This is a genomic window from Salmonella sp. NW722, from assembly GCF_051702785.1.
GTDB classification, from domain to species: Bacteria; Pseudomonadota; Gammaproteobacteria; order Enterobacterales; family Enterobacteriaceae; genus Salmonella; species Salmonella enterica.
In genome coordinates this window covers 173888-193451 of the sequence record NZ_JAMMIN010000001.1, presented here as the reverse complement: position 1 = coordinate 193451, position 19564 = coordinate 173888, and the positions used below count along the sequence as shown (strand labels likewise).

General features: G+C 51.2%; 16 protein-coding genes and 1 pseudogene. 8 read left to right on the top strand and 9 right to left on the bottom strand.

From position 1 onward, the window contains the following. Window positions 1-168: 168 nt before the first annotated feature. Window positions 169-2289 carry a TonB-dependent receptor PqqU gene (gene pqqU, locus NA330_RS00935; protein WP_017441334.1) on the top strand — a complete coding sequence of 707 codons (2121 nt, stop codon included), beginning with the start codon at window positions 169-171 and terminating at the stop codon, window positions 2287-2289. 55 nt (window positions 2290-2344) lie between these two features. On the opposite strand, the gene mcbR is transcribed toward pqqU, so the two are convergent. Beyond that, window positions 2345-3010: a colanic acid/biofilm transcriptional regulator McbR gene (gene mcbR, locus NA330_RS00930; RefSeq protein ID WP_017441333.1), complete on the bottom strand. Its 666-nt coding sequence runs from the start codon at window positions 3008-3010 to the stop codon at window positions 2345-2347. Between the two features lie 333 nt (window positions 3011-3343). Further along, on the bottom strand, window positions 3344-4381 hold the full coding sequence (locus NA330_RS00925; RefSeq protein WP_023242427.1) for an NADP-dependent oxidoreductase: 1038 nt from the start codon (window positions 4379-4381) through the stop codon (window positions 3344-3346). A gap of 211 nt (window positions 4382-4592) precedes the next feature. On the opposite strand from NA330_RS00925, the gene mddA reads away from it, so the two are divergent. Beyond that, window positions 4593-5108, top strand: coding sequence for an L-methionine sulfoximine/L-methionine sulfone acetyltransferase (gene mddA, locus NA330_RS00920; protein ID WP_000155373.1), 516 nt, complete (start codon window positions 4593-4595; stop codon window positions 5106-5108). Then, window positions 5108-5557 (top strand): DMT family transporter, encoded by a 450-nt coding sequence (locus tag NA330_RS00915; RefSeq protein ID WP_001076565.1) that lies wholly within the window; start codon window positions 5108-5110, stop codon window positions 5555-5557. Before mddA ends, NA330_RS00915 begins: the two co-directional genes overlap by 1 nt. 4 nt (window positions 5558-5561) lie before the next feature. Here the strand turns inward: NA330_RS00915 and NA330_RS00910 are convergent, their stop codons facing one another. Further along, window positions 5562-5795, bottom strand: a complete 234-nt coding sequence (locus NA330_RS00910; RefSeq protein ID WP_000018720.1) for a YdcY family protein — start codon at window positions 5793-5795, stop codon at window positions 5562-5564. A 223-nt stretch (window positions 5796-6018) separates the two neighbouring features. On the opposite strand from NA330_RS00910, the gene srfA reads away from it, so the two are divergent. Genes srfA through srfC form a run of 3 tightly spaced genes read left to right on the top strand, consistent with a single transcriptional unit; the run spans window position 6019 to window position 12471 of the window. Further along, window positions 6019-7344, top strand: a complete 1326-nt coding sequence (srfA, locus tag NA330_RS00905; RefSeq protein WP_023242428.1) for a virulence-associated effector SrfA — start codon at window positions 6019-6021, stop codon at window positions 7342-7344. A 4-nt stretch (window positions 7345-7348) separates the two neighbouring features. Beyond that, window positions 7349-10330 (top strand): virulence factor SrfB, encoded by a 2982-nt coding sequence (locus NA330_RS00900; RefSeq protein WP_052894856.1) that lies wholly within the window; start codon window positions 7349-7351, stop codon window positions 10328-10330. Continuing rightward, complete coding sequence (gene srfC / locus NA330_RS00895) at window positions 10327-12471, top strand: virulence-associated effector SrfC (protein WP_023241646.1); 2145 nt, start codon at window positions 10327-10329, stop codon at window positions 12469-12471. The genes NA330_RS00900 and srfC overlap by 4 nt, the downstream gene beginning before the upstream one ends. 44 nt (window positions 12472-12515) lie before the next feature. On the opposite strand, the gene NA330_RS00890 is transcribed toward srfC, so the two are convergent. Continuing rightward, entirely contained in the window at window positions 12516-12689 is a 174-nt protein-coding gene (locus tag NA330_RS00890; RefSeq protein WP_000171943.1) for a GhoT/OrtT family toxin, read from the bottom strand. 198 nt (window positions 12690-12887) lie between these two features. On the opposite strand from NA330_RS00890, the gene yncL reads away from it, so the two are divergent. Further along, window positions 12888-12983, top strand: a complete 96-nt coding sequence (gene yncL / locus NA330_RS00885) for a stress response membrane protein YncL (RefSeq protein ID WP_001103198.1) — start codon at window positions 12888-12890, stop codon at window positions 12981-12983. A gap of 104 nt (window positions 12984-13087) precedes the next feature. On the opposite strand, the gene patD is transcribed toward yncL, so the two are convergent. From patD to ugtL, 5 genes and pseudogenes are all read right to left on the bottom strand, one after another. Beyond that, the gene (gene patD, locus NA330_RS00880) at window positions 13088-14533 is read right to left on the bottom strand and encodes an aminobutyraldehyde dehydrogenase (protein WP_000158093.1); all 1446 of its coding nucleotides are present in this window, start codon (window positions 14531-14533) and stop codon (window positions 13088-13090) included. 114 nt (window positions 14534-14647) lie between these two features. Then, window positions 14648-16072, bottom strand: a complete 1425-nt coding sequence (gene ycdR, locus NA330_RS00875) for a GntR family transcriptional regulator YdcR (protein ID WP_000760688.1) — start codon at window positions 16070-16072, stop codon at window positions 14648-14650. A 135-nt stretch (window positions 16073-16207) separates the two neighbouring features. Beyond that, window positions 16208-16978: a M15 family metallopeptidase gene (locus NA330_RS00870; RefSeq protein ID WP_023242325.1), complete on the bottom strand. Its 771-nt coding sequence runs from the start codon at window positions 16976-16978 to the stop codon at window positions 16208-16210. 259 nt (window positions 16979-17237) lie between these two features. Next, window positions 17238-17469: pseudogene (locus NA330_RS00865) on the bottom strand (hypothetical protein). 32 nt (window positions 17470-17501) lie between these two features. Next, window positions 17502-17900: a hypothetical protein gene (ugtL, locus tag NA330_RS00860; RefSeq protein WP_023216859.1), complete on the bottom strand. Its 399-nt coding sequence runs from the start codon at window positions 17898-17900 to the stop codon at window positions 17502-17504. A gap of 528 nt (window positions 17901-18428) precedes the next feature. On the opposite strand from ugtL, the gene sifB reads away from it, so the two are divergent. After that, window positions 18429-19379 carry an SPI-2 type III secretion system effector SifB gene (sifB, locus tag NA330_RS00855; RefSeq protein WP_023195455.1) on the top strand — a complete coding sequence of 317 codons (951 nt, stop codon included), beginning with the start codon at window positions 18429-18431 and terminating at the stop codon, window positions 19377-19379. Window positions 19380-19564 lie beyond the last annotated feature (185 nt).

Here is a 19564-nt window from a genome sequence, read left to right as displayed (position 1 = left end):
TCATTATTTATCAGAAAGTGGAGCTTTTCCTCGCCTGCGAATGTCATGGCTCTTAAATACCGCACATTTTCTTAACTTAATGTGCGATTAAAATTTCAAAACTTTACATATTGACTACCCTTAATGTCACGTTTTCCGTTGATACGCTTACATTTATCCGGCATTTTCATGAAAATTATTTCCGTTAGACAGCGACTTTATCCCGCCCTCTTATTGCCTCTGACCTTCTCCCCGGTCCTTCAGGCCGCCAGCACGTCCAATGAACAAACCATGATAGTCACCGCAACGCCGCAAACCGTATCCGAACTGGATACACCTGCCGCCGTTAGCGTCATTGAGGGAGAAGACATGCGTCTGGCGACGCCGCGCGTCAATTTATCTGAGTCTTTAACCAGCGTCCCGGGATTGCAGGTGCAAAACCGGCAGAACTACGCGCAGGATCTGCAAATCTCTATCCGTGGATTTGGCTCGCGTTCCGCCTTTGGCGTGCGCGGCATTCGTCTGTATGTTGATGGCATTCCCGCCACCATGCCGGATGGACAAGGCCAGATTTCGAATATTGATATTAACAGCATACAAGACGTTGAAGTGTTACGCGGCCCCTTCTCAGCGCTATACGGCAATGCTTCCGGCGGCGTGATAAATGTCACCACCGAAACCGGCAGACAGCCGCCTACCCTTGAGGCCAGCAGCTACTACGGCAGTTATGGAAGCTGGCGCTATGGGCTAAAAGCCACGGGCGCGATGGGTGACGGCACACAGCCTGGCGACGTGGATTACACGGTATCGACTACCCGTTTCACCACCCACGGCTACCGCGATCACAGCGGCGCGCAAAAAAATCTGGCTAATGCCAAACTGGGCGTGCGCCTTGACGATGTCAGTAAACTCTCGCTGATTTTTAATAGTGTGGACATTAAGGCGGACGATCCCGGCGGACTTACCGAATCTGAATGGAAAGCCGATCCGCAACAGGCGCCGCGCGCTGAACAGTACAATACGCGTAAAACCATCAAACAAACTCAGGCAGGATTGCGTTATGAACGTCAGCTCAGCGCGCAGGATGATATCAGCGTGATGGCCTACGCCGGAGAGCGGGAAACCACGCAATACCAGTCTATTCCCTTGGTGGCACAGCTAAAACCAGCCCAGGCTGGCGGCGTAATTACACTGCAACGCCACTATCAGGGCATTGATTCCCGCTGGACTCACCGGGGAGAATTAGGTGTGCCGGTCACCTTCACTGGCGGAGTAAACTATGAAAACATGAGCGAAAACCGCAAGGGTTACAATAACTTCCGTCTCAACAACGGCACCCCTGAGTTTGGGCATAAAGGCGATTTACGCCGGGATGAGCGTAACTTGATGTGGAATGTCGATCCTTATCTGCAAACCCAGTGGCAGCTTACGCAAAAACTCTCGCTGGATGCTGGCGTGCGCTACAGTTCCGTGTGGTTCGATTCTAATGATCACTATATCGCGCCCGGCAATGGCGATGACAGCGGCGACGCCAGCTATCACCACTGGCTACCCGCCGGATCGCTAAAATATGCGTTAACTGACGCCTGGAATCTCTATCTTGCTGCCGGTCGCGGATTTGAAACTCCCACTATCAATGAACTTTCTTATCGCGCTGACGGCCAAAGCGGGTTCAACTTTGACCTCAAACCGTCGACCAATGATACGGTGGAAGTCGGCAGTAAAACGCGGATTGGCAATGGCTTGTTGACCGCCGCGTTATTTCAAACCGATACTGATGATGAAATTGTCGTCGCCAGCAGTATGGGAGGACGCACTACCTACAAAAACGCGGGCAAAACACGCCGCCAGGGCGCAGAGCTCGCGTTGGACCAGCGCTTCGCCGGCGACTGGCGGGTGAAAGCATCATGGACCTGGCTGGATGCGACCTATCGCAGTAACGTTTGTCAGGGGCAAAACTGTGATGGAAACCGGATGCCCGGCATCGCCCGTAATATGGGATTCGCCTCATTAGGTTTTATCCCGGATGAGGGGTGGTACGCCGGAACAGACGTTCGTTATATGGGCGATATCATGGCCAATGATGAAAATACCGCCAAAGTGCCTTCGTATACCGTTGTTGGACTAAATACAGGGTATAAATTTAATTACAGTCAGCTTACCGTCGATATTTTTGGGCGGGTAGATAATCTATTTGATAAAGAATATATCGGTTCGGTGATCGTTAATGAATCTAATGGCCGATATTATGAGCCAGCGCCAGGGCGTAACTATGGCGTGGGGATTAATCTGGCATGGCAATTTGAATAAATATCCGGCAATAGCGGGGAATCCCCGCTATTGATAAGTCATAGTTTCATAAAGGTTACATGAAGTACTGATTTTTAATCGTCGCTACGTTTTGTTGCAAAACGTTCTGTAGGCAGTGGCGACTGGCTTCTTTATCACCTGTCACTAACGCATTAAGCAATTTTCTGTACAGACTAACGCCGTCTTGATAATCATCAAGTTTAAAATTATCATATAAAAAATGCAGGCTTGGCCCCAGGCGTACCCATAATTGCTCGATCATGGCATACAGCGTTGGCATATCCGCGTAGTGGTAGATCTCAAAGCGGAATGCGCGGTTGGCCAAAAGAATTTTCTCCATAACGCCACTTTCCAGCGCCTGTTGAAATTCATCTAATAGCGCATTCAGCGTCTGCTCGCGATCCGGGGTAATCTTACCCGCAGCGGCGACCACCGCCATCTCCTCCAGGGCAGTACGAATCGTATTAATTTCCAGCAAACTTTGCAGCGAGATCTCCGGCACCATAAACGCCTGTGCTGGCGCCACCGCCAAAGCACTGGAAGAGACCAGCCTTAACAGGGCCTCACGCACTGGCGTAATACTGACGCCTAACTCTTGAGCGATATTTTTAGTGATAAGCCTTGCGCCTGGTTTTAATGCGCCAATAGACAATTGATGCTTTAACCGATTTTCAACCTGTGTGGTCAGGCTTATATGTTGTGTTTTTTCCGTACCCGGCATTTTCCTTCCTTCACCTCTTGGCAGAACAACATCGCAATCGAGTCCCGAAGAAGTTTCGGAACTTAATTGTAAAAAAGATAATCCAGGCCTGAACGGCCAAATAAATAAAAGTGATAATTTACTTGCGTGATATTCTCATCTTTTACAACAATACAGGTTTCTTTATGGCAACCGTTTTATCTCCGTCATTCCTTCATGTATCGAGATTTTTGACCAGTTCAGGCCGCTGAGGGAGATAAGCTGCCCCACCGCGATCTGAATGATGAATATAAGTAAAGCCGCAATTTTAAAATTTGCACATTTTTATGGCGACATAATGCCGCCATTTTTTCTTTACGCATCGTCCGCTAAACGTATCACGACTTTGCCAAAGTTCTTCCCCGCCAGCAGCCCCATAAACGCTTCTGGCGCATTTTCCAGCCCATCAGTAATCTGCTCCCGGTAATGTATTTTCCCTTCTTTGATCCAACGCCCCATTTCTTGCTGAAACTCATGTATCCGGTGACCATAGTCCTGGTTGATGATAAAGCCTTGCAGACGAATACGCTTTTTAAGTAATGTCGCCATCAGCAGAGGCAGTCTGTCTGGACCGTCCGGCAACGCTGTCGCATTGTAGCCGCTGACCAGACCGCAGAGCGGAATCCGCGCCGATGTATTCAGTAGCGGTAAGACGGCGTCAAAGACTTTACCGCCGACATTCTCATAATAGATATCGATTCCCTGCGGGCAGGCCTGCGCAAGCTGTTGTGGGAAATTATCAGCGTGATGATCAAGGCACAGATCAAATCCCAAAACGTCTGTCGCATGACGGCATTTTTCCGCGCCGCCAGCAATACCCACGACCCGGCAGCCCTTCAGCTTGCCAATTTGCCCAACCGTTGCGCCTACGGGGCCGGTGGCGGCGGCGACAACCAGCGTTTCGCCCTCTTTCGGCTGGCCGATATCCAGTAACCCCATATAGGCGGTAAACCCCGGCATTCCTAAAATACCCAATGACCAGGAAGGATGTTGCGGATTATCACCCAGCTTTACCAACCCTTCGCCATCTGAAATGTCATAATCCTGCCAACCATTGTAACTCAACACCCATTCGTCTGGTCGGTAATCAGGATGGCTTGACGCGACAACGCGACTGACCGTACCGCCAACCATAACGCAGCCAGGTTCAACAGGCGGCGCATAAGAGGGTTCATCGCTCATGCGGCCACGCATATAAGGGTCGAGTGATAAAAAAACGGTACGCAATAGCACCTGCCCTTCACCGGGCGTCGCGACGTCATCTTCTTCGAGGCGGAAGTTATCCATCTGCGGCGCGCCGTGGGGACGCGAGGCCAAAACCCAACGACGATTTCGGTTGGTCTGTTGCTTCATTCTATTCTCCTCATGCCTGGCATAATCCATCAATAATAGTCGAACATTAGCTTTCTGAGGGAGTTAAACACTCTCAGATATCAGGCTGTGCGCTTTTGTGAACGACTTTCTTTCCCCTCTCGCTAAATATGAATTCTTGCGCTAATTCGTTGATTTATGCCGCCTTCAATAGTATTTCTAACACTATCATAAACATTCCCTGGGGTTCCCTATGACGATTCGCTTTGCCGATAAAGCAGACTGCGCCGCGATTACCGAAATCTATAACCATGCGGTATTACATACTGCGGCCATCTGGAACGATCGGACGGTCGATACGGATAATCGCCTTGCCTGGTATGAGGCCCGTCAATTACTGGGCTATCCGGTGCTGGTAAGCGAAGAAAATGGCGTGGTGACTGGCTATGCATCATTTGGCGACTGGCGCAGTTTCGACGGTTTTCGCTATACCGTCGAGCACTCGGTTTATGTTCATCCGGCGCACCAGGGGAAAGGACTGGGGCGAAAGCTGCTCAGCAGACTGATCGACGAAGCCCGACGCTGCGGCAAGCATGTGATGGTGGCCGGTATTGAGTCACAGAATGCCGCCTCGATACGCCTGCATCATTCGCTGGGATTTACCGTTACCGCGCAAATGCCACAGGTCGGCGTAAAATTTGGCCGTTGGTTAGATCTTACGTTTATGCAGCTCCAGCTTGATGAACACGCCGCGCCGGACGCCTGCTGATGAACCAGTCTTTGACGCTTATCTTTTTGATCGCCGCCGGCGTCGGGCTGGTGGTACAAAACAGTATTATGGTGCGTATTACGCAGACATCATCGACGATTCTGATCGCTATGCTGTTGAACTCGCTGGTAGGGATCGTTTTATTTGTGACGATATTGTGGTTTAAGCAAGGCGCTGCGGGTTTCGGCGAGCTGGTCGCCAGCGTTCGCTGGTGGACATTGATCCCCGGTCTGCTGGGGTCATTTTTTGTATTTGCCAGCATTAGCGGGTATCAGAACGTTGGCGCCGCGACGACTATCGCGGTACTGGTCGCCAGCCAGTTAATCGGCGGACTGGCGCTGGATATCGCGCGTAGCCACGGCGTCACGTTACGCGCAATGGTCGGGCCGGCGTTTGGCGCGCTGTTGCTGGTCATTGGCGCATGGCTGATTGCGAAGCGCCAGTTTTAATGGGTTACAGGATCGTGCCGCCTTTGGTGAGCTGTTCGCGGCGCGCGTCCCGATCTTCTTGATATTGTCTGCCGTGATGCGCGATAGCCGTGCGTAAACGCTGCTGCTGCACATAACGATCTTCACGACGTAATTCAGCGTCATCGCTCAAGGCAATCAGCAATTCATTCATATGGGCAATTACGCTCTCCGCGATGGCGGCATCCACGCGGGCGCTCACTTCCTCCAGGTGCGACATAAGCTCTCCTACTCTTTATTCTGTAACAGCATGATTCGCCTATTATACGCGTTATTGTCGCCCGATGCGGTAATTCGCCGCCGCCCTCCTGATTTAACTTACGTCAAGTGAAAACACGGGGCTTAATAGACCGAGAATTCGCGCCTTTTTGCCTTTCTTCCGCCGTTTGCTTGCGTATAGACCCCGTAAAGTAGACGCGTGAAGAAGTCTAAGGGATAACAACGTGGCAAAATCTCTCTTGCGCAGCGGCAATCTGGATGATTATCAGGCCGTGGGCGGCGGCGGTCAGGCCGTATTTGAATCAGCATTGCAAATTCGCGAAACGCTTCGTCTGCGTAAACAGCAGGCGATGGTTGACTGTCTGGCGATTCCGCAACTTAACGATAATGGCGATCGGGTTGACTGGTATTCGCCGATTGAAGGTCAGGCGATAGCGTGGAAAGCGGCTGACGAAGAGACACGTTCTCGGGCTTTACGTTATTTAGCCAGCACTTTTGAAAGCGCGGCTGCACTCAGTCGAAAAAGTCTGCAATCCGGTAAAACAGCGCTTCAGCTATTTGGGTCGCTACTTGAGAAAGCGACGCAATTTCCCGGCGAAAATCATGTTTTCCTGGTTAACGGCAAACCGGTTATCACCTTCTGGGGATTCGTTAATCTCAACGAAAATACACGCGATGATATGCTGGACTGCCTGCGGGTCACCGAGGCAATCCCCGACATCCCTCTGGTCGAGCCGGAGCCGGAGCCCGAAGAAAAGCCGCTGGTAGAGGCGGCGTTTAGTCAGGCGGATGAACCCTTGTTAACGTCTGTCATTGAGCCGCCGAAAATGCCGGAGGAACCTGTTGCGCCGCCCGTTATCGTTAGCGAGCCGAAGCCGGCCACACCCATCCCGGTTGCTGAGGCGAAAAGAGCTCGCCGTCTACCGCTGTGGAGCTTACCTGTCGCTGCCGTGGTTATCGCTGCCGTCGCCACGCCTTTTTTCTGGCCATCTTCATCCGTTAACGGGTCCTCTCCTGTTCGCGCCGCGCCTGTCGCTACCGCGAAAACTGACGTTACCCCCTTGCCTGAACTCACCGCGCATTTACCGCTGCATCGCGCTGAGGTGACGCCCGCCCCCAAAGCGGCGCCGCTGCCGGAAGCGCCTGTTATCATTGCCGCTATTCCCAAAGACGCGCTGGTGATGGACAGTACGCAGATGAAGCTTGGAACCACGCGCTTTTTAAACGGTAGCTGGCGGGTCAGCGTGGATGTCAAAGATCCGATTACCGGCAAGCCGCCCTCTCTGCGTTATCAGATCCAAAATAACAAAGGTATCGCGCGCGTAGTACATGGCGATAACGTGGTTTGTCGGGCGGAAATTTTCTCTGGTCTGCATCAAACGGGCGAGCTGATGATTAAAAGTCGCGGCAATGCGCGCTGCACCGACGGCTCACGTTATCCGATGCCGGAAATTACCTGTAAAGCAGGCGTCAATGACGTCGCAACCTGTACCGCCCGTTATGGCGACCACGCGGCAATTCCGTTGACGTTTAAAAAGATAGGTGCCTGATTTTATGTTGGTCAATCTGTGTGATTACAAACAGAGCGTCACGCTCATTGCAAACAGCGGCGTCCAGTTTCTTGATTTTGGCTTAACGCCGCAAGAGTCGGCCCACTACGGACGTTTTGTGCGCAAAACGGCAAACGGTCCGCTACTGCGCCTCGATTTTGATCTGACCAACGGGCGCTACACGTTGCCTGGACGTGCTGGCGGCCAACCCGAAGTCGTGAAACCGGAAAGCACTCAGACGCTGCACTATTCTCTGGATGTACTCGACGGAATCTGGCTCCCCCTGCCGTTCCTGCGTTTTAATCCGCCGCGTACCTTTATTGACGGGCCGGATAACTGGGCGCGCATTCAGGTACGTAAACTCAGCGAGCCAGATAGCGCCGGAAACACACACCGCATCACCCTCGCCTTCGACAGTCAACTGGCAAAAAATATGCCTGCGGCGTTGGCGCCTTGCGAAAACGATCTGCTCAATGGCACACGTTTTGCGCTCGCCTGGCGCGATGAAGAAGTTGCCGATTTTCTTGACCAGACATGGATTGACGGCTGGCTGCGCGAGTCGTTTCTTCAGTATGCCTCACAGGTGGAAAACCGTCCGGAACAGGCCATACAACAAGCGCTGCGTAGCTTTGAGTATCAGGCGCACTGGTTGAATTTACTGACGCTGTTAGGCGAACAGCTTACGGTGCCGGAAGTGAAGTTTGTGACACATACGTTAAGCACGCCCGCAATCCCGGTCGATCTGATTCTGGATGTCGGCAATACGCATACCTGCGGCGTCTTGATCGAGGATCATGGCGATGCGAATGACGGGTTACGCCAGACGGCAGAGCTTCAGGTGCGTTCTTTAAGCGAGCCGCAGTATCTGAACGATCCTTTATTTACCAGCCGGGTAGAATTCTCGGAAGCACGCTTTGGCAAGCAACACTTTTCTGTCGAAAGCGGACGAGACGACGCCTTTGTCTGGCCTTCCATTGTGCGTGTGGGCGACGAGGCTCGCGCCCTTGCTATGCAGCGTGTGGGCACCGAAGGCAGCAGCGGCATCTCCAGCCCGCGCCGCTACCTGTGGGATGAAACCCCCGCCTTGCAGGACTGGCGTTTTAGCCAGATCCACGGTAAAACGCAGCGCGAACCGCTTGCCACCGCGTTTCCGCTGATGAATCTGATGAACGACGACGGACAGCCGTTATTCCGCCTGCCGCATGAAGAAAGGCTACCGGTTTTTTCGCCGCAATACAGCCGTAGCACCTTGATGACGCATATGTTGTGCGAAATTCTGGCTCAGGCGCTGGGGCAAATTAACAGCGTCGCCACCCGGCTGCGGCTCGGCTTTCCCGCCTCGCCGCGCCAGCTACGCACCCTGATTTTAACGCTGCCTTCCGCCATGCCGAAACAGGAGCGAGAAATTTTCCGCCAGCGAATGTTTGAAGCGCTGGCGCTGGTCTGGAAAGCCATGGGCTGGCATCCGCAGGATGAGGATTTCACCACGCCTAAGCAACGTGAAAAAAGCGTGGTGCCGGTACCAGAAATACAGATGGAATGGGACGAAGCAAGTTGCGGCCAACTGGTATGGCTTTATAACGAAGCCATTTCGCATTACGCCGGGCGTACCGAATCCTTTTTTAATGCACTCGCCAGACCGGATCGCCAGCCTGAACCCGGCGTCGTCCCCGGGCGCGCGTTGCGCGTGGCATCGATTGATATCGGCGGCGGCACGACGGATATGGCGATCGTTCACTATCAGTTAGATGACGGCGTGGGGGCCAATGTAAAAATTACGCCTCATCTCCTGTTTCGCGAAGGTTTTAAAGTCGCCGGGGACGATCTGCTATTGGATATCATTCAGCGTTGCGTACTCCCTTCCCTGCAAACGGCGTTGCAACGGGCAGGCGTTACGGATGCCGCCGCCCTGCTGGCGACCTTATTTGGCGATTCGGGACGAATTGATACTCAGGCCATTTTGCGCCAGCAAACGGCGCTGCAATTATTTATGCCGCTGGGCCATGCGGTACTTTCCGCCTGGGAGCAAAGCGACATTAACGATCCGTTTGCTGGTTTACATGCAACATTTGGCGATCTGCTGATCCGCCGCCCAACGAGCAACGTGATGAACTATATCCAGCAGGCGATCGATCATGCCTTACCGTCTGGTTCGCCGACATTTGATATATTCAATGTGCCGTTGCAAATCCAGTTTAGCCAGCTTCAGGAGGCTCTGCTGGCCGGCCAGTTTACGCTGACAACGCCGCTTCATGCGGTCTGCGAAGCGATATCCCACTATCACTGCGATATCTTGCTGGTGACGGGGAGACCGACCTGTTTACCCGGCGTACAGGCGCTCATCCGGCACTTACAACCGGTGCCGGTTAATCGCATTGTGTGGATGGATAAGTATCAGGTACATGAATGGTATCCCTTCAGTCAGCAAGGGCGTATCGGCAATCCAAAATCCACTGCAGCGGTAGGCGCGATGTTATGCAGCCTGGCGCTGGACTTACGTCTGCCGCGTTTCAATTTTAAAGCGGCTGATATCGGCGCGTATTCGACTGTGCGTTATCTCGGCGTACTGGATAATACCGTTAATACGCTTCGCGATGAAAATATCTGGTATCACGAGATCGATTTGGATAAACCCGGCGCAACGCTGGACGCTCGCCTGCATTTTCCGCTACGCGGCAACGTAACGTTGGGCTTTCGTCAACTGGCGAACAGTCGCTGGCCGGCAACCCCACTCTATTGCCTGAGCATTAACTCCGCCGAACTGGCCAAAACCATCGCTGGCGACGGCGTACTGAATGTGCGACTGAAATTACGCGGCAGTAGTAAAGATAGCGCCCCGGAATCGTTCATATTAAGTGATGCCTGGCTCCAGGACGGGACGCCGGTCGCCGCCGATGCGCTGACATTAAAATTGAATACGCTGGCTGACCGTCGCCACAGCGGCAGCCACTACTGGATAGATAGCGGGAGTGTATACCTGAAATGACAAAACCGTTAAACGCCACCCAGGCTGTTATCGAGTGGGTTAACAACACGCGCCGTTACGCAACGCGACTGGATGACGAAGCCGACGCTCTGCTGGCGCAACTTACGCTTGCCGCGGCGGATGAGTCAGCGCTCAACGCCGCCTGCGCATCACATGGCTGCGTCGGTCTGTACGGGTATGCGCAATCCGCAAAAGCGCATCTGCTAACGACGCTATGCGGTAACGAGAATGGCAAGCTGGAAATTATCACGCCGGACCGTGACTATGATTATTTCAGCCACATCAATCCGGGTCATGCGCCAGCGAATATGGCTATTCGCTTTACGCGCGACATTTTTTCAAACGAGAGCGGCTGGCCGTTGCGCCTGCGCTTGATCAGTGAAGCCGAACTGGTGCAGATCTTTATTGCCTGGACCAGCGCGTCCCCCGTTTGTCGCCAGGTCGAAAAATCCATTATCACATCACGCCTGGAGAAATGGCAATCGCTTCGCCAACCGCAGCCCGTCCCCGGCGTTACCGCTGAAGAGGTAGCGACCATCGCGAGTTTCTGGCGCTCTTGCCTGCCGTCCGCCAGACAACATATTGATGATGCGACATGGCAACACTTTGCCTCGCTCTTGCCTACGCTGGATCTCACGACACGGGCGCACGCCTGGGCATTACTGTGGGGAGAGCAACCAGAGATCACCCAGCAATGGCTGGCGCTGGCGCATATGTTGCAACAAACCGGCCATGCCGGGGAACTGGCGGCGCCGCTCAGCCTGCTGGTCGATCATTTTGGCTTACCGGCGGAAAACTTCCTGACGCAAATGGCGCTAACCGCCAGCGATACGCAAAGCGATGTGGTGGTGCATCCGGTTAAGGAAGGCCGACTGCTCAATGCGGTCAGCCTTTCGCTTGATTCTCTGGCGCTGCTTACCCGCGAACTGGTGCTAAGCGTTGAAAACAGCGTACTGGATAACGTTGATTTACTGGATATTCCGGTCGCGCCAGACAGTCATCCTCATCCGTTATGGCGGGCGAAATTAGGCTGGATGCTGGCCCATTGCCGTCAGCAGATACAGCCCGATGTTCTGGTGATTTGCAATGCTCTGGCATCTCGCTCGCAAACGTCCACTGCCGCCCGTCACTTACTGGAGTGGGTTAACGCCACGCAGCCGCAGCATGAATCAGCGTTACCCGGCGTCGTCTGGGCTATTACTCCACAGGATGCCCGTTTTGCCACCCAGCAAAATCTGGATGAGGCCGTCCAGCAGTTGATGGGTAAACCTGGCGTGCATTGGGGAACGTTGCAGGCACTGGATAAACACAGTATGCAGCGTTTGGTGGAGTGGTTATCGCAGGCGACATCGGCACCACAGCGACAGGCGCGCTTACAGGCGTTACGCGAACAACTGCGGGGCCGCGTGCGCGATCTGTTATCGATGTTTGATGACACGCGGCTACCGGTTGAAACCGTGATCCGGCGTCTTCAGGCCCAGGCCGCCAGACATGGCGACCTGCTGGCCGGGCTGTTACCGCCGGTACAGAATTTCGAAGCGTTGCTGCGCATCCGACAGTCACGAGAAGAACAGGTCAGCGGTTTATTTAATGACGCGATCGATCTCTTTGCCGACGAACCAACGCGCGCTTCAGCGTCAGAAGGTCACGAAACAGGCTATCAGGCGCACAAAATGTGGATCAATCATCTGCGCCAGTGGGCCCACTGCCGGGATAATGCGCAGCGTCTGGGACTGGAACCGCAGATGCTCAACGCCGTGGCGGAGATTTTAATTACCGCCAGCTATCGCCTCGGTTTACCTCAGCAGTTACAGAAAACCATGCAACGCGAGGAGGTTAGCGGCGCGCAGCTTCATGCCATCATTGGTAACTTCATCGCCTGGCTCGGCTACGCCAATATCGAGGAGGCCCAACGCCCGGCCAGCCGCGTTCAGAAAGGCGCAGCCATTTTCGCCGCAACACCGCGTTCGACAATGTTGCGTCTAACAAAGCTTGACGAACAGCCCGTTCACGCCGCCAGCCGCTATGTCTATGACTGGCTTGTTGCGCTGTATACCCTGGCCAATGAGAACGCAGGATATCGGCATCCGCAGGACGTTACCGACGTAGACAGAGCGCAATTAATTGCCCTGATAGCCTGACCTGGCGGAAAAACCATGCCCGGTAACCTGTATCGGGCTTGAGGTCAGAAAAGCGAAAACAGCAATGCGACGGGGAAACTTATCGGCCATGTCGCGCCAACCAAAAAGGCGCTCAGGAAACGAATTCGTTTTTTGTCATGAGTCAAAAACCAGGTGATCAGGGATGATATCACCGCCATGACGGCGTAAAAAATTAATATCTTTTGAAAGAGGGTCATATCAGGCATCCGCGCCAACCAGAGGAAAAAACGCGCGCAATATGCTCTTTTTATTTGACACACATCAAGGTTTATCCGCCTTAACAGCAAAACGTTCTCAATGCACGGCTCCACTCACAGAATATCCTGTTTACGTATTATTGCGGATCTCGCCAACCCGTACTATACCCATAGGGGTTATGATGAAAGGTGGCGAAAATGAATGTTTCCAGTAAAACCGTCGTGCTGATTAATGTCTTTGCTGCTGCAGGACTTTTGGGTCTGATCTCGTTGAGATTCGGCTGGTTTGCTTGAGGTGTTCAACCTTTGAGTACTTGCTGCGCATGTTGGCGGGGAGGTCCCCCTCTCCGCCGACACCCGCCTATTTTTTCACGATTTTTCTGAACAGTAAATGATCCTTAATGCTTAACCATGATATGGCGGACAAGGGTGTAGTCTTCCAGACCATACAATGACATATCTTTGCCGTATCCCGATTGTTTTTGCCCTCCATGCGGCATCTCGCTAACCAACATGAAATGGGTATTAATCCAGGTACAGCCATACTGCAATCTGGCGCTAAGCCGGTGCGCCCGCCCAACGTCCTGAGTCCAGACGGAGGATGCCAGACCATAGCGAGAATCGTTGGCCCACCTCAGAACCTGATCTTCATCATCAAAGACGGTTATACTGACCACCGGGCCGAAGACTTCGCGTTGCACGATGGCATCTTCCTGTTTTGCGTCTGCCAGCAACGTCGGAGCGAAATAGTAACCTTTACCTTCCGTTTGACTTCCGCCAGTAATCACACGGATATGGCTGAGGGCCTTCGCCTCCTCTACAGCCGCTGTGACGCGCTTCAGGTGCGCCAGCGAACTTAACGGCCCCAGCTCTGTCGACTCATCCTCCGGCGCGCCCATTTTCAGGCTGCTCACCGCGTTCCCTAGCTTTTCGACCAGCGCATCATAGATACCGCGCTGCGCGTATATACGGCATGCCGCAGTACAATCCTGTCCGGCATTATAGAAACCGAAAGTCCGGACGCCCTGCGCCACCGCATCCAGATCGGCGTCATCAAAAACAATCACCGGGGCTTTACCACCGAGTTCCATATGCGTACGTTTTATCGCTGGCGCAGTATGGCGCAGAATATGCTCCCCGGTCGCGATAGAACCGGTTAAAGAGACCATGCGTACTTTTTCATGACCGGTCAATACATCGCCAACAGTCTGCCCTCGTCCGAACAGGACATTGAGCACCCCCGGCGGAAAGATATCCTTCGCCAGCGCGGCAAGTTTAAGCGCCGTCAGCGGCGTGATTTCAGAAGGCTTAATCACCACGCAGTTACCTGCCGCCAGCGCTGGCGCCAGCTTCCAGGCCGCCATCATGAGCGGATAATTCCACGGCGCGATAGAGGCAACCACGCCTATCGGATCCCGGCGGATCATCGACGTATGTCCTTCCAGATATTCGCCCGCCGCCAGCCCACTCAAACAACGGGCCGCGCCGGCAAAAAAGCGAAAGACATCCACGATTGCCGGAATTTCATCATTAATTACGCAGTGCAAAGGCTTACCGCAGTTTTGCGATTCAAGCCGGGCGAACTCAAGGGCGTTTTGCTCGATGCTGTCCGCCAGTTTTAACAGACATTCCGCCCGTGCTTTGGGTGTGGTCTGCCCCCATTCGGCAAACGCGCTATCGGCGGCCAGCACTGCGGCGTCAACCTGCGCGGGCGACGCTTCCGCAATCTCAAGTATGACCTCGCCTGTCGCCGGGTTATAAACAGACTGCCTTTCTCCCTCGCCGTCCACCAGCACGCCATTAATCAGTAATTGATATTGCATAGCATTTTCCCATATCGTCATTAATCGATTTCCGGCGAACGGGCCGCCGCTTTCCTAAAAATAGACGGCGCGCCAGATGCTCACCCGGCACACTCGGGAAATTTAGTCAGGTTGTGAGCTGACACGCATTCCACCTCACACAAGGCTTTTAGCGCTCAGCATCTCGCGAATCAGGCTGCCAAGCTGTTTTACGGCCTGTTCTTCCCGTTCTCCCCAATGCCATGCGGTGTTAAAACGAAAGAAACGCGTCCAGGCACCGGACGTTGAAAACATTTTCCCCGGCGCGATACTGATAAGGTGTTCAAGCGCTTTGGCGCTAAGTTCACCGGCATCAAGCTGCTCAGGTAGCTCCAGCCAAAGAAAATAACCGCTATCGTTATGGTGAATTTTTACTTCCGCCGGGAGATGGCGCAAAAGGGTTTGCCAGGCTTGCTGTTTACGTTCGGCAAGCTGCCTTCGCAATCGGCGCAGATGCGCGTCATATCGACGTGTCGAGAGATAATCCACTAACGCCAATTGCATGGGGGAACTGGTGGATAATGTGCTCATTAACTGCAAACGCTGAATTTGTCTGGCATGGCTTCCTCCCGCAACCCAGCCAATGCGAAAACCGGGAACCAGACATTTGGAAAAAGATGAACAATGCAACACGGTATCGTCGCGATCCCATGCTTTGGCGGGCAGAGGTTTCTCGCGGCCAAAGTAGAGTTCGCTATAAACATCGTCTTCAATTAGCATCACGTTATGGTGCGTGAGTAACGCAACCAGCCGCGCTTTTTTCTCAGCGCTCAGCGTGAACCCTAACGGATTCTGGCTGTTGGTCATTAACCAGCACGCTTTCACCGGATATTCCTGTAACGCCTGTTCCAGCGCCATAAGATCGATACCTTCTTTGACATCGGTGGGTATCGACAACGCTTTCAGGCGCAATCGCTCCAGGGCCTGTAGCGCACCGTAGAAACAGGGGTTCTCCACCACCACCCAGTCTCCCGGCGCCGTCACTGCCTGTAAACTAAGATTCAACGCTTCCAGCGCGCCGGCGGTAATGACAATCTCGTCAGGAGAAACGGTAATCCCCTGCTGCGCGTAACGGCGTGCTATCGCATAGCGCAATTCTGCATTACCTGGCGGCAAGTTTTCGATGACGCTCATTGCCGTCGCGGTTTTACTGACCTGCGCCAGAGAGCGGTTCAATTGCGGCAAGGGAAACAGACGCGGATCGGGAAACGCTGAAGCAAAGGGCACCACTGAGGTATCACGGCTGGCCTGCAGCATCTCAAAAATATAGGTATTGATATCTACGGCTTCATCCCGAATAACGTGCGCTGCCGTCGCGACTGACCGACAAACCGGATGCGGCGCGACATAATAACCGGATTGCGGACGGGCGATAATCCGTCCCTGACTTTCCAGCAACTGGTACGCATGACCGACAGTCATAAAACTCATGCCGCTACTGGCGACCTGCTCCCTCAGCGAGGGTAATCGATCGCCGGGTTGCCAAACGCCAGAGGCGATTTGTTCTCTAATTTGCTCCGCCAGACGTTGATATTTTTTCATTATTCGTTCTCATTGAGCGCTGCTTGCAGGTGGCAACCGCAGTGTATATCAGTTGTTAAAATTAACAATGATTTGCTAACTGTTATGGTGCTTCCCAACAGGCGTAATGATTAGATTTCGCAACAAAACGCCGTTTCAGGGTCTCTGCTTAACGGGAAAGTCAAACCAGGTGTTCGGGTATGGTTCATGAGTAAGGGAGAAGTGCCACCATTCAGTATCCAGTGGCGTAAAGCCCGCATCACGCATCAATGTTTGTAATAACAACCTATTCGCGCGTTGCTGAGCGGTAAGCATGGCATTATCGGGATGGGATAACGGACTAAAACAGTCAAAGCCGGTACCAAAATCCAGACTATTATCTGGCGAGCGTTGCGCCGCGGACGCAGTACAATTCACCAGTGGTCGTCCGGGAGCGTATATTGGTATTTTACTGTCAAGTGGAACAATCGTTAGATCAAGCGTACTTCCCCGACTGTGGCCGGATCTGGCGGCAAGATAACCTTCATCAAACAGACGCTTTTTCTCTACCAGCGGATAAAATTCGTTTTTCATTTGGTTTTGAGAAGGATCTTTGGCCCACGCGATAAAGTCGTTCACTGCGCTTTGCGGACGGTAGCAATCATATATTTTTAAGGTAAGTCCAAAGGGGCGTAAACGATCGGCGACCTGCTTCACTGCGTTTGCGGCTGGTCGTGTTAACAGGCAAACAGGCGCGTTATAGCCTTTAATGGGGCGACCAATAAAGTTATGGGAAGTGAAGTATCGCATGTCTACCTGTACGTCGGGGGCGACCGTAGTAATATCGACAAAGTCTTTTGGCTGGTGGAGATCAATATGGCTTTCAGCTGACATTGCCTGAAAGGACAACAGGCTGAACAGGAGGAAAGAAGATACGCATTTTACCATATGTTACACCTCGCGAGAGTCACAGGGGTGATTATGTATTTGAGCAGGTAAAGATTAGCGGACAGCGCTTAAACAGATGGTTAAAATAAACATCATTCCCCCCTGTAATCTGTGCCTTATCACAAACGGAGAGGTTATATTTTGCTTATATGACCATTACGCCGCCTGTTCTATACCCAAAATAATTCGAGTTGCTTAAAGGCGGCAAGGGAGTGAGTCCCAGGAACACAGATAACGATGTGTTTTCACAAAGGCGAGTCTACCTGACCAGAAAGGTTATTTGATAATCAGTAGTACAGTTGTTGTCGCCTTCCATAACTAAATAACATTGTTTTGTCAAAGATAAGACCACTATATAGTCAGGAAGGCAATTAGTGAGGAACGCGTCAATTGTCGGCGATAATGCATCTGAAATTACGATTCACCGCAGTTGTGCAAACACATAGAATCCCCCTCGAACCGAGATAATTCGGTCTGCTGATCATAGCCATTATTCAGTAAGAACGCAGGTTGCAGCGGCGGATCACGGGCGTGAAGAAAAATCCTGCGCCCCAAACTTTTTGGACAAGCGCTGAACCTGCCGTATACTTTTACTTAACGTACACTCCGCCATAAAAATAAACCCTGCGATGATACCGTAATGCCACAGGCATAACTTAAGGATATGCCATAAATCAAGCGAAGCATGATTTAACTTCTCAGTGATTGCGATAGTCTGTACAAATATTATGGGATGAAATAATAAGACGCCTAACAAAAATATCCCTGCCACAATCATGGCGAGTAACTGAAAAAAAGCCCATCCGATAACGAAGCGGTAAAGTAACAGCAATAATAGCCGTCCACATTTTTTTAGCCATTCTGACTGCAAAATGCCCCAGGATGCTGTCTTTTCGTGAATTTCACCATCTGATTTCTTCATTTTGAGCCTCCTCGCAGGTTTTTATAGTCTTATCACCCAACTGGAAATAAACCCGTCAGCTAATCGTTACAACAAATATAATTAAGACAAAAACTAAAGAGTAAGGTATTTATATCATAAGTGCTATCAGTATTGGCCTTCTGCCCTGCCGCTAAATATCTCATTGTTGTTAGCCTAATAATACTTTTAGTTTAACTTCTTATAAGACAATTTCTACACGGTTGAGCAACTATTTACTTTCTCTAAAAATAATATAGCGCGTAATTAATCATTACTCATGGTACATGATGATGTGAGAATTAAGAAAATCATTTTACTTTCATTCGTTTTACCTGACATACTTCATGGCCAGGAGACGTGGGCATGACTAAAGCTACGGGTCGATATTAACAATAATGTTGACGGTTCAGGACAAAGCAAAAATCAGGTATTTCACTGATAACCAAATCGATGGGCAACATGGTATAATATTTCGAATACCACCTATTCCAGTAATGAAGTCTCATATAATCACTTGTGGTCTACATTATGCCAATTACTATCGGGAGAGGATTTTTAAAAAGTGAGATGTTTTCTCAAAGTGCCATCTCTCAACGCTCCTTCTTTACGTTACTATGGGAAAAGATTAAAGATTTTTTCTGTAGCACGCGAAGATCTGCTGCCGATCAATATATAAAGGAATTATGTGATGTTGCCTCTCCGCCTGACGCGCAACGTTTATTTGATTTATTTTGCAAGTTATATGAATTATCATCACCGTCATGCAGAGGAAATTTCCATTTTCAGCACTATAAAGATGCTGAGTATCAATATACAAATCTCTGCATTAAAGATGGCGAAGATATTCCGTTATGCATTGTGATACGCCAGGATCACTACTATTATGAGATAATGAATAGAACAGTACTCTGTGTTGATACTCAGTCTGCCCACCTGAAAAGATATTCTGATATTAATATAAAAGCTAGCACTTATGTTTGTGAAGAGCTATGTTGCTTGTTCCCTGAGCGGTTACTACTCTCGCTATCCGGCGGTATAACATTTCCCGTCGACCTAAAAAATATAAAAGAGACGCTTATCGACATGGCAGAAAAGGGTAATTTATGTGACTGGAAGGAACAGGAAAGAAAAGCCGCCATCTCCTCCAGGATTAATCTGGGCATCGCCCAGGCAGGTGTACCACCTATTGACGACGCTATTAAAAACAAAATAGCCGCAAAGGTTATTGAGAATACTAACTTAAAGAATGCAACATTTCATGCAAATCATACACAAAGCTCAGTTACTCAACTAGTTTATTCATGTTTGTTTAAGAATGAGATATTAATGAATATGCTTGAGGAAAATTCCTCTCATGATCTGCTATGTTTAAACGACCTTGTTGAATATGTAGCGCTACAAGTTCATAACAGCCTTTTTTCTGAAGATTTATCTTCACTCGTTGAAACAACAAAAAATGAGGCTCATCACCAGAGTTGACCACACCATAAATTATTATGGTTTACAATCCCCTGGCAATACCAAAACCATCTAATAGAATAACTTTAAAATATACTTCCATGGAATAATGAATTTCGCATGGAGCGAATTGGCTCGTTATTTTTATAATTGAGATACTGAGTATAAGTATATTTTCTCATACAACTTATCGCACTTATTGACAA

What these genes read in the sequence shown, in the direction of transcription:
- mcbR (WP_017441333.1), bottom strand. Translation starts at nt 3,010, where the DNA reads ATGCCGGGTACGGAAAAAACACAACATATAAGCCTGACCACACAGGTT.
- sifB (WP_023195455.1), top strand. Translation starts at nt 18,429, where the DNA reads ATGCCAATTACTATCGGGAGAGGATTTTTAAAAAGTGAGATGTTTTCT.
- NA330_RS00925 (WP_023242427.1), bottom strand. Translation starts at nt 4,381, where the DNA reads ATGAAGCAACAGACCAACCGAAATCGTCGTTGGGTTTTGGCCTCGCGT.
- NA330_RS00870 (WP_023242325.1), bottom strand. Translation starts at nt 16,978, where the DNA reads ATGGTAAAATGCGTATCTTCTTTCCTCCTGTTCAGCCTGTTGTCCTTT.
- ugtL (WP_023216859.1), bottom strand. Translation starts at nt 17,900, where the DNA reads ATGAAGAAATCAGATGGTGAAATTCACGAAAAGACAGCATCCTGGGGC.
- srfC (WP_023241646.1), top strand. Translation starts at nt 10,327, where the DNA reads ATGACAAAACCGTTAAACGCCACCCAGGCTGTTATCGAGTGGGTTAAC.
- patD (WP_000158093.1), bottom strand. Translation starts at nt 14,533, where the DNA reads ATGACGATATGGGAAAATGCTATGCAATATCAATTACTGATTAATGGC.
- ycdR (WP_000760688.1), bottom strand. Translation starts at nt 16,072, where the DNA reads ATGAAAAAATATCAACGTCTGGCGGAGCAAATTAGAGAACAAATCGCC.
- pqqU (WP_017441334.1), top strand. Translation starts at nt 169, where the DNA reads ATGAAAATTATTTCCGTTAGACAGCGACTTTATCCCGCCCTCTTATTG.
- NA330_RS00915 (WP_001076565.1), top strand. Translation starts at nt 5,108, where the DNA reads ATGAACCAGTCTTTGACGCTTATCTTTTTGATCGCCGCCGGCGTCGGG.
- NA330_RS00900 (WP_052894856.1), top strand. Translation starts at nt 7,349, where the DNA reads ATGTTGGTCAATCTGTGTGATTACAAACAGAGCGTCACGCTCATTGCA.
- yncL (WP_001103198.1), top strand. Translation starts at nt 12,888, where the DNA reads ATGAATGTTTCCAGTAAAACCGTCGTGCTGATTAATGTCTTTGCTGCT.
- NA330_RS00910 (WP_000018720.1), bottom strand. Translation starts at nt 5,795, where the DNA reads ATGTCGCACCTGGAGGAAGTGAGCGCCCGCGTGGATGCCGCCATCGCG.
- NA330_RS00890 (WP_000171943.1), bottom strand. Translation starts at nt 12,689, where the DNA reads ATGACCCTCTTTCAAAAGATATTAATTTTTTACGCCGTCATGGCGGTG.
- mddA (WP_000155373.1), top strand. Translation starts at nt 4,593, where the DNA reads ATGACGATTCGCTTTGCCGATAAAGCAGACTGCGCCGCGATTACCGAA.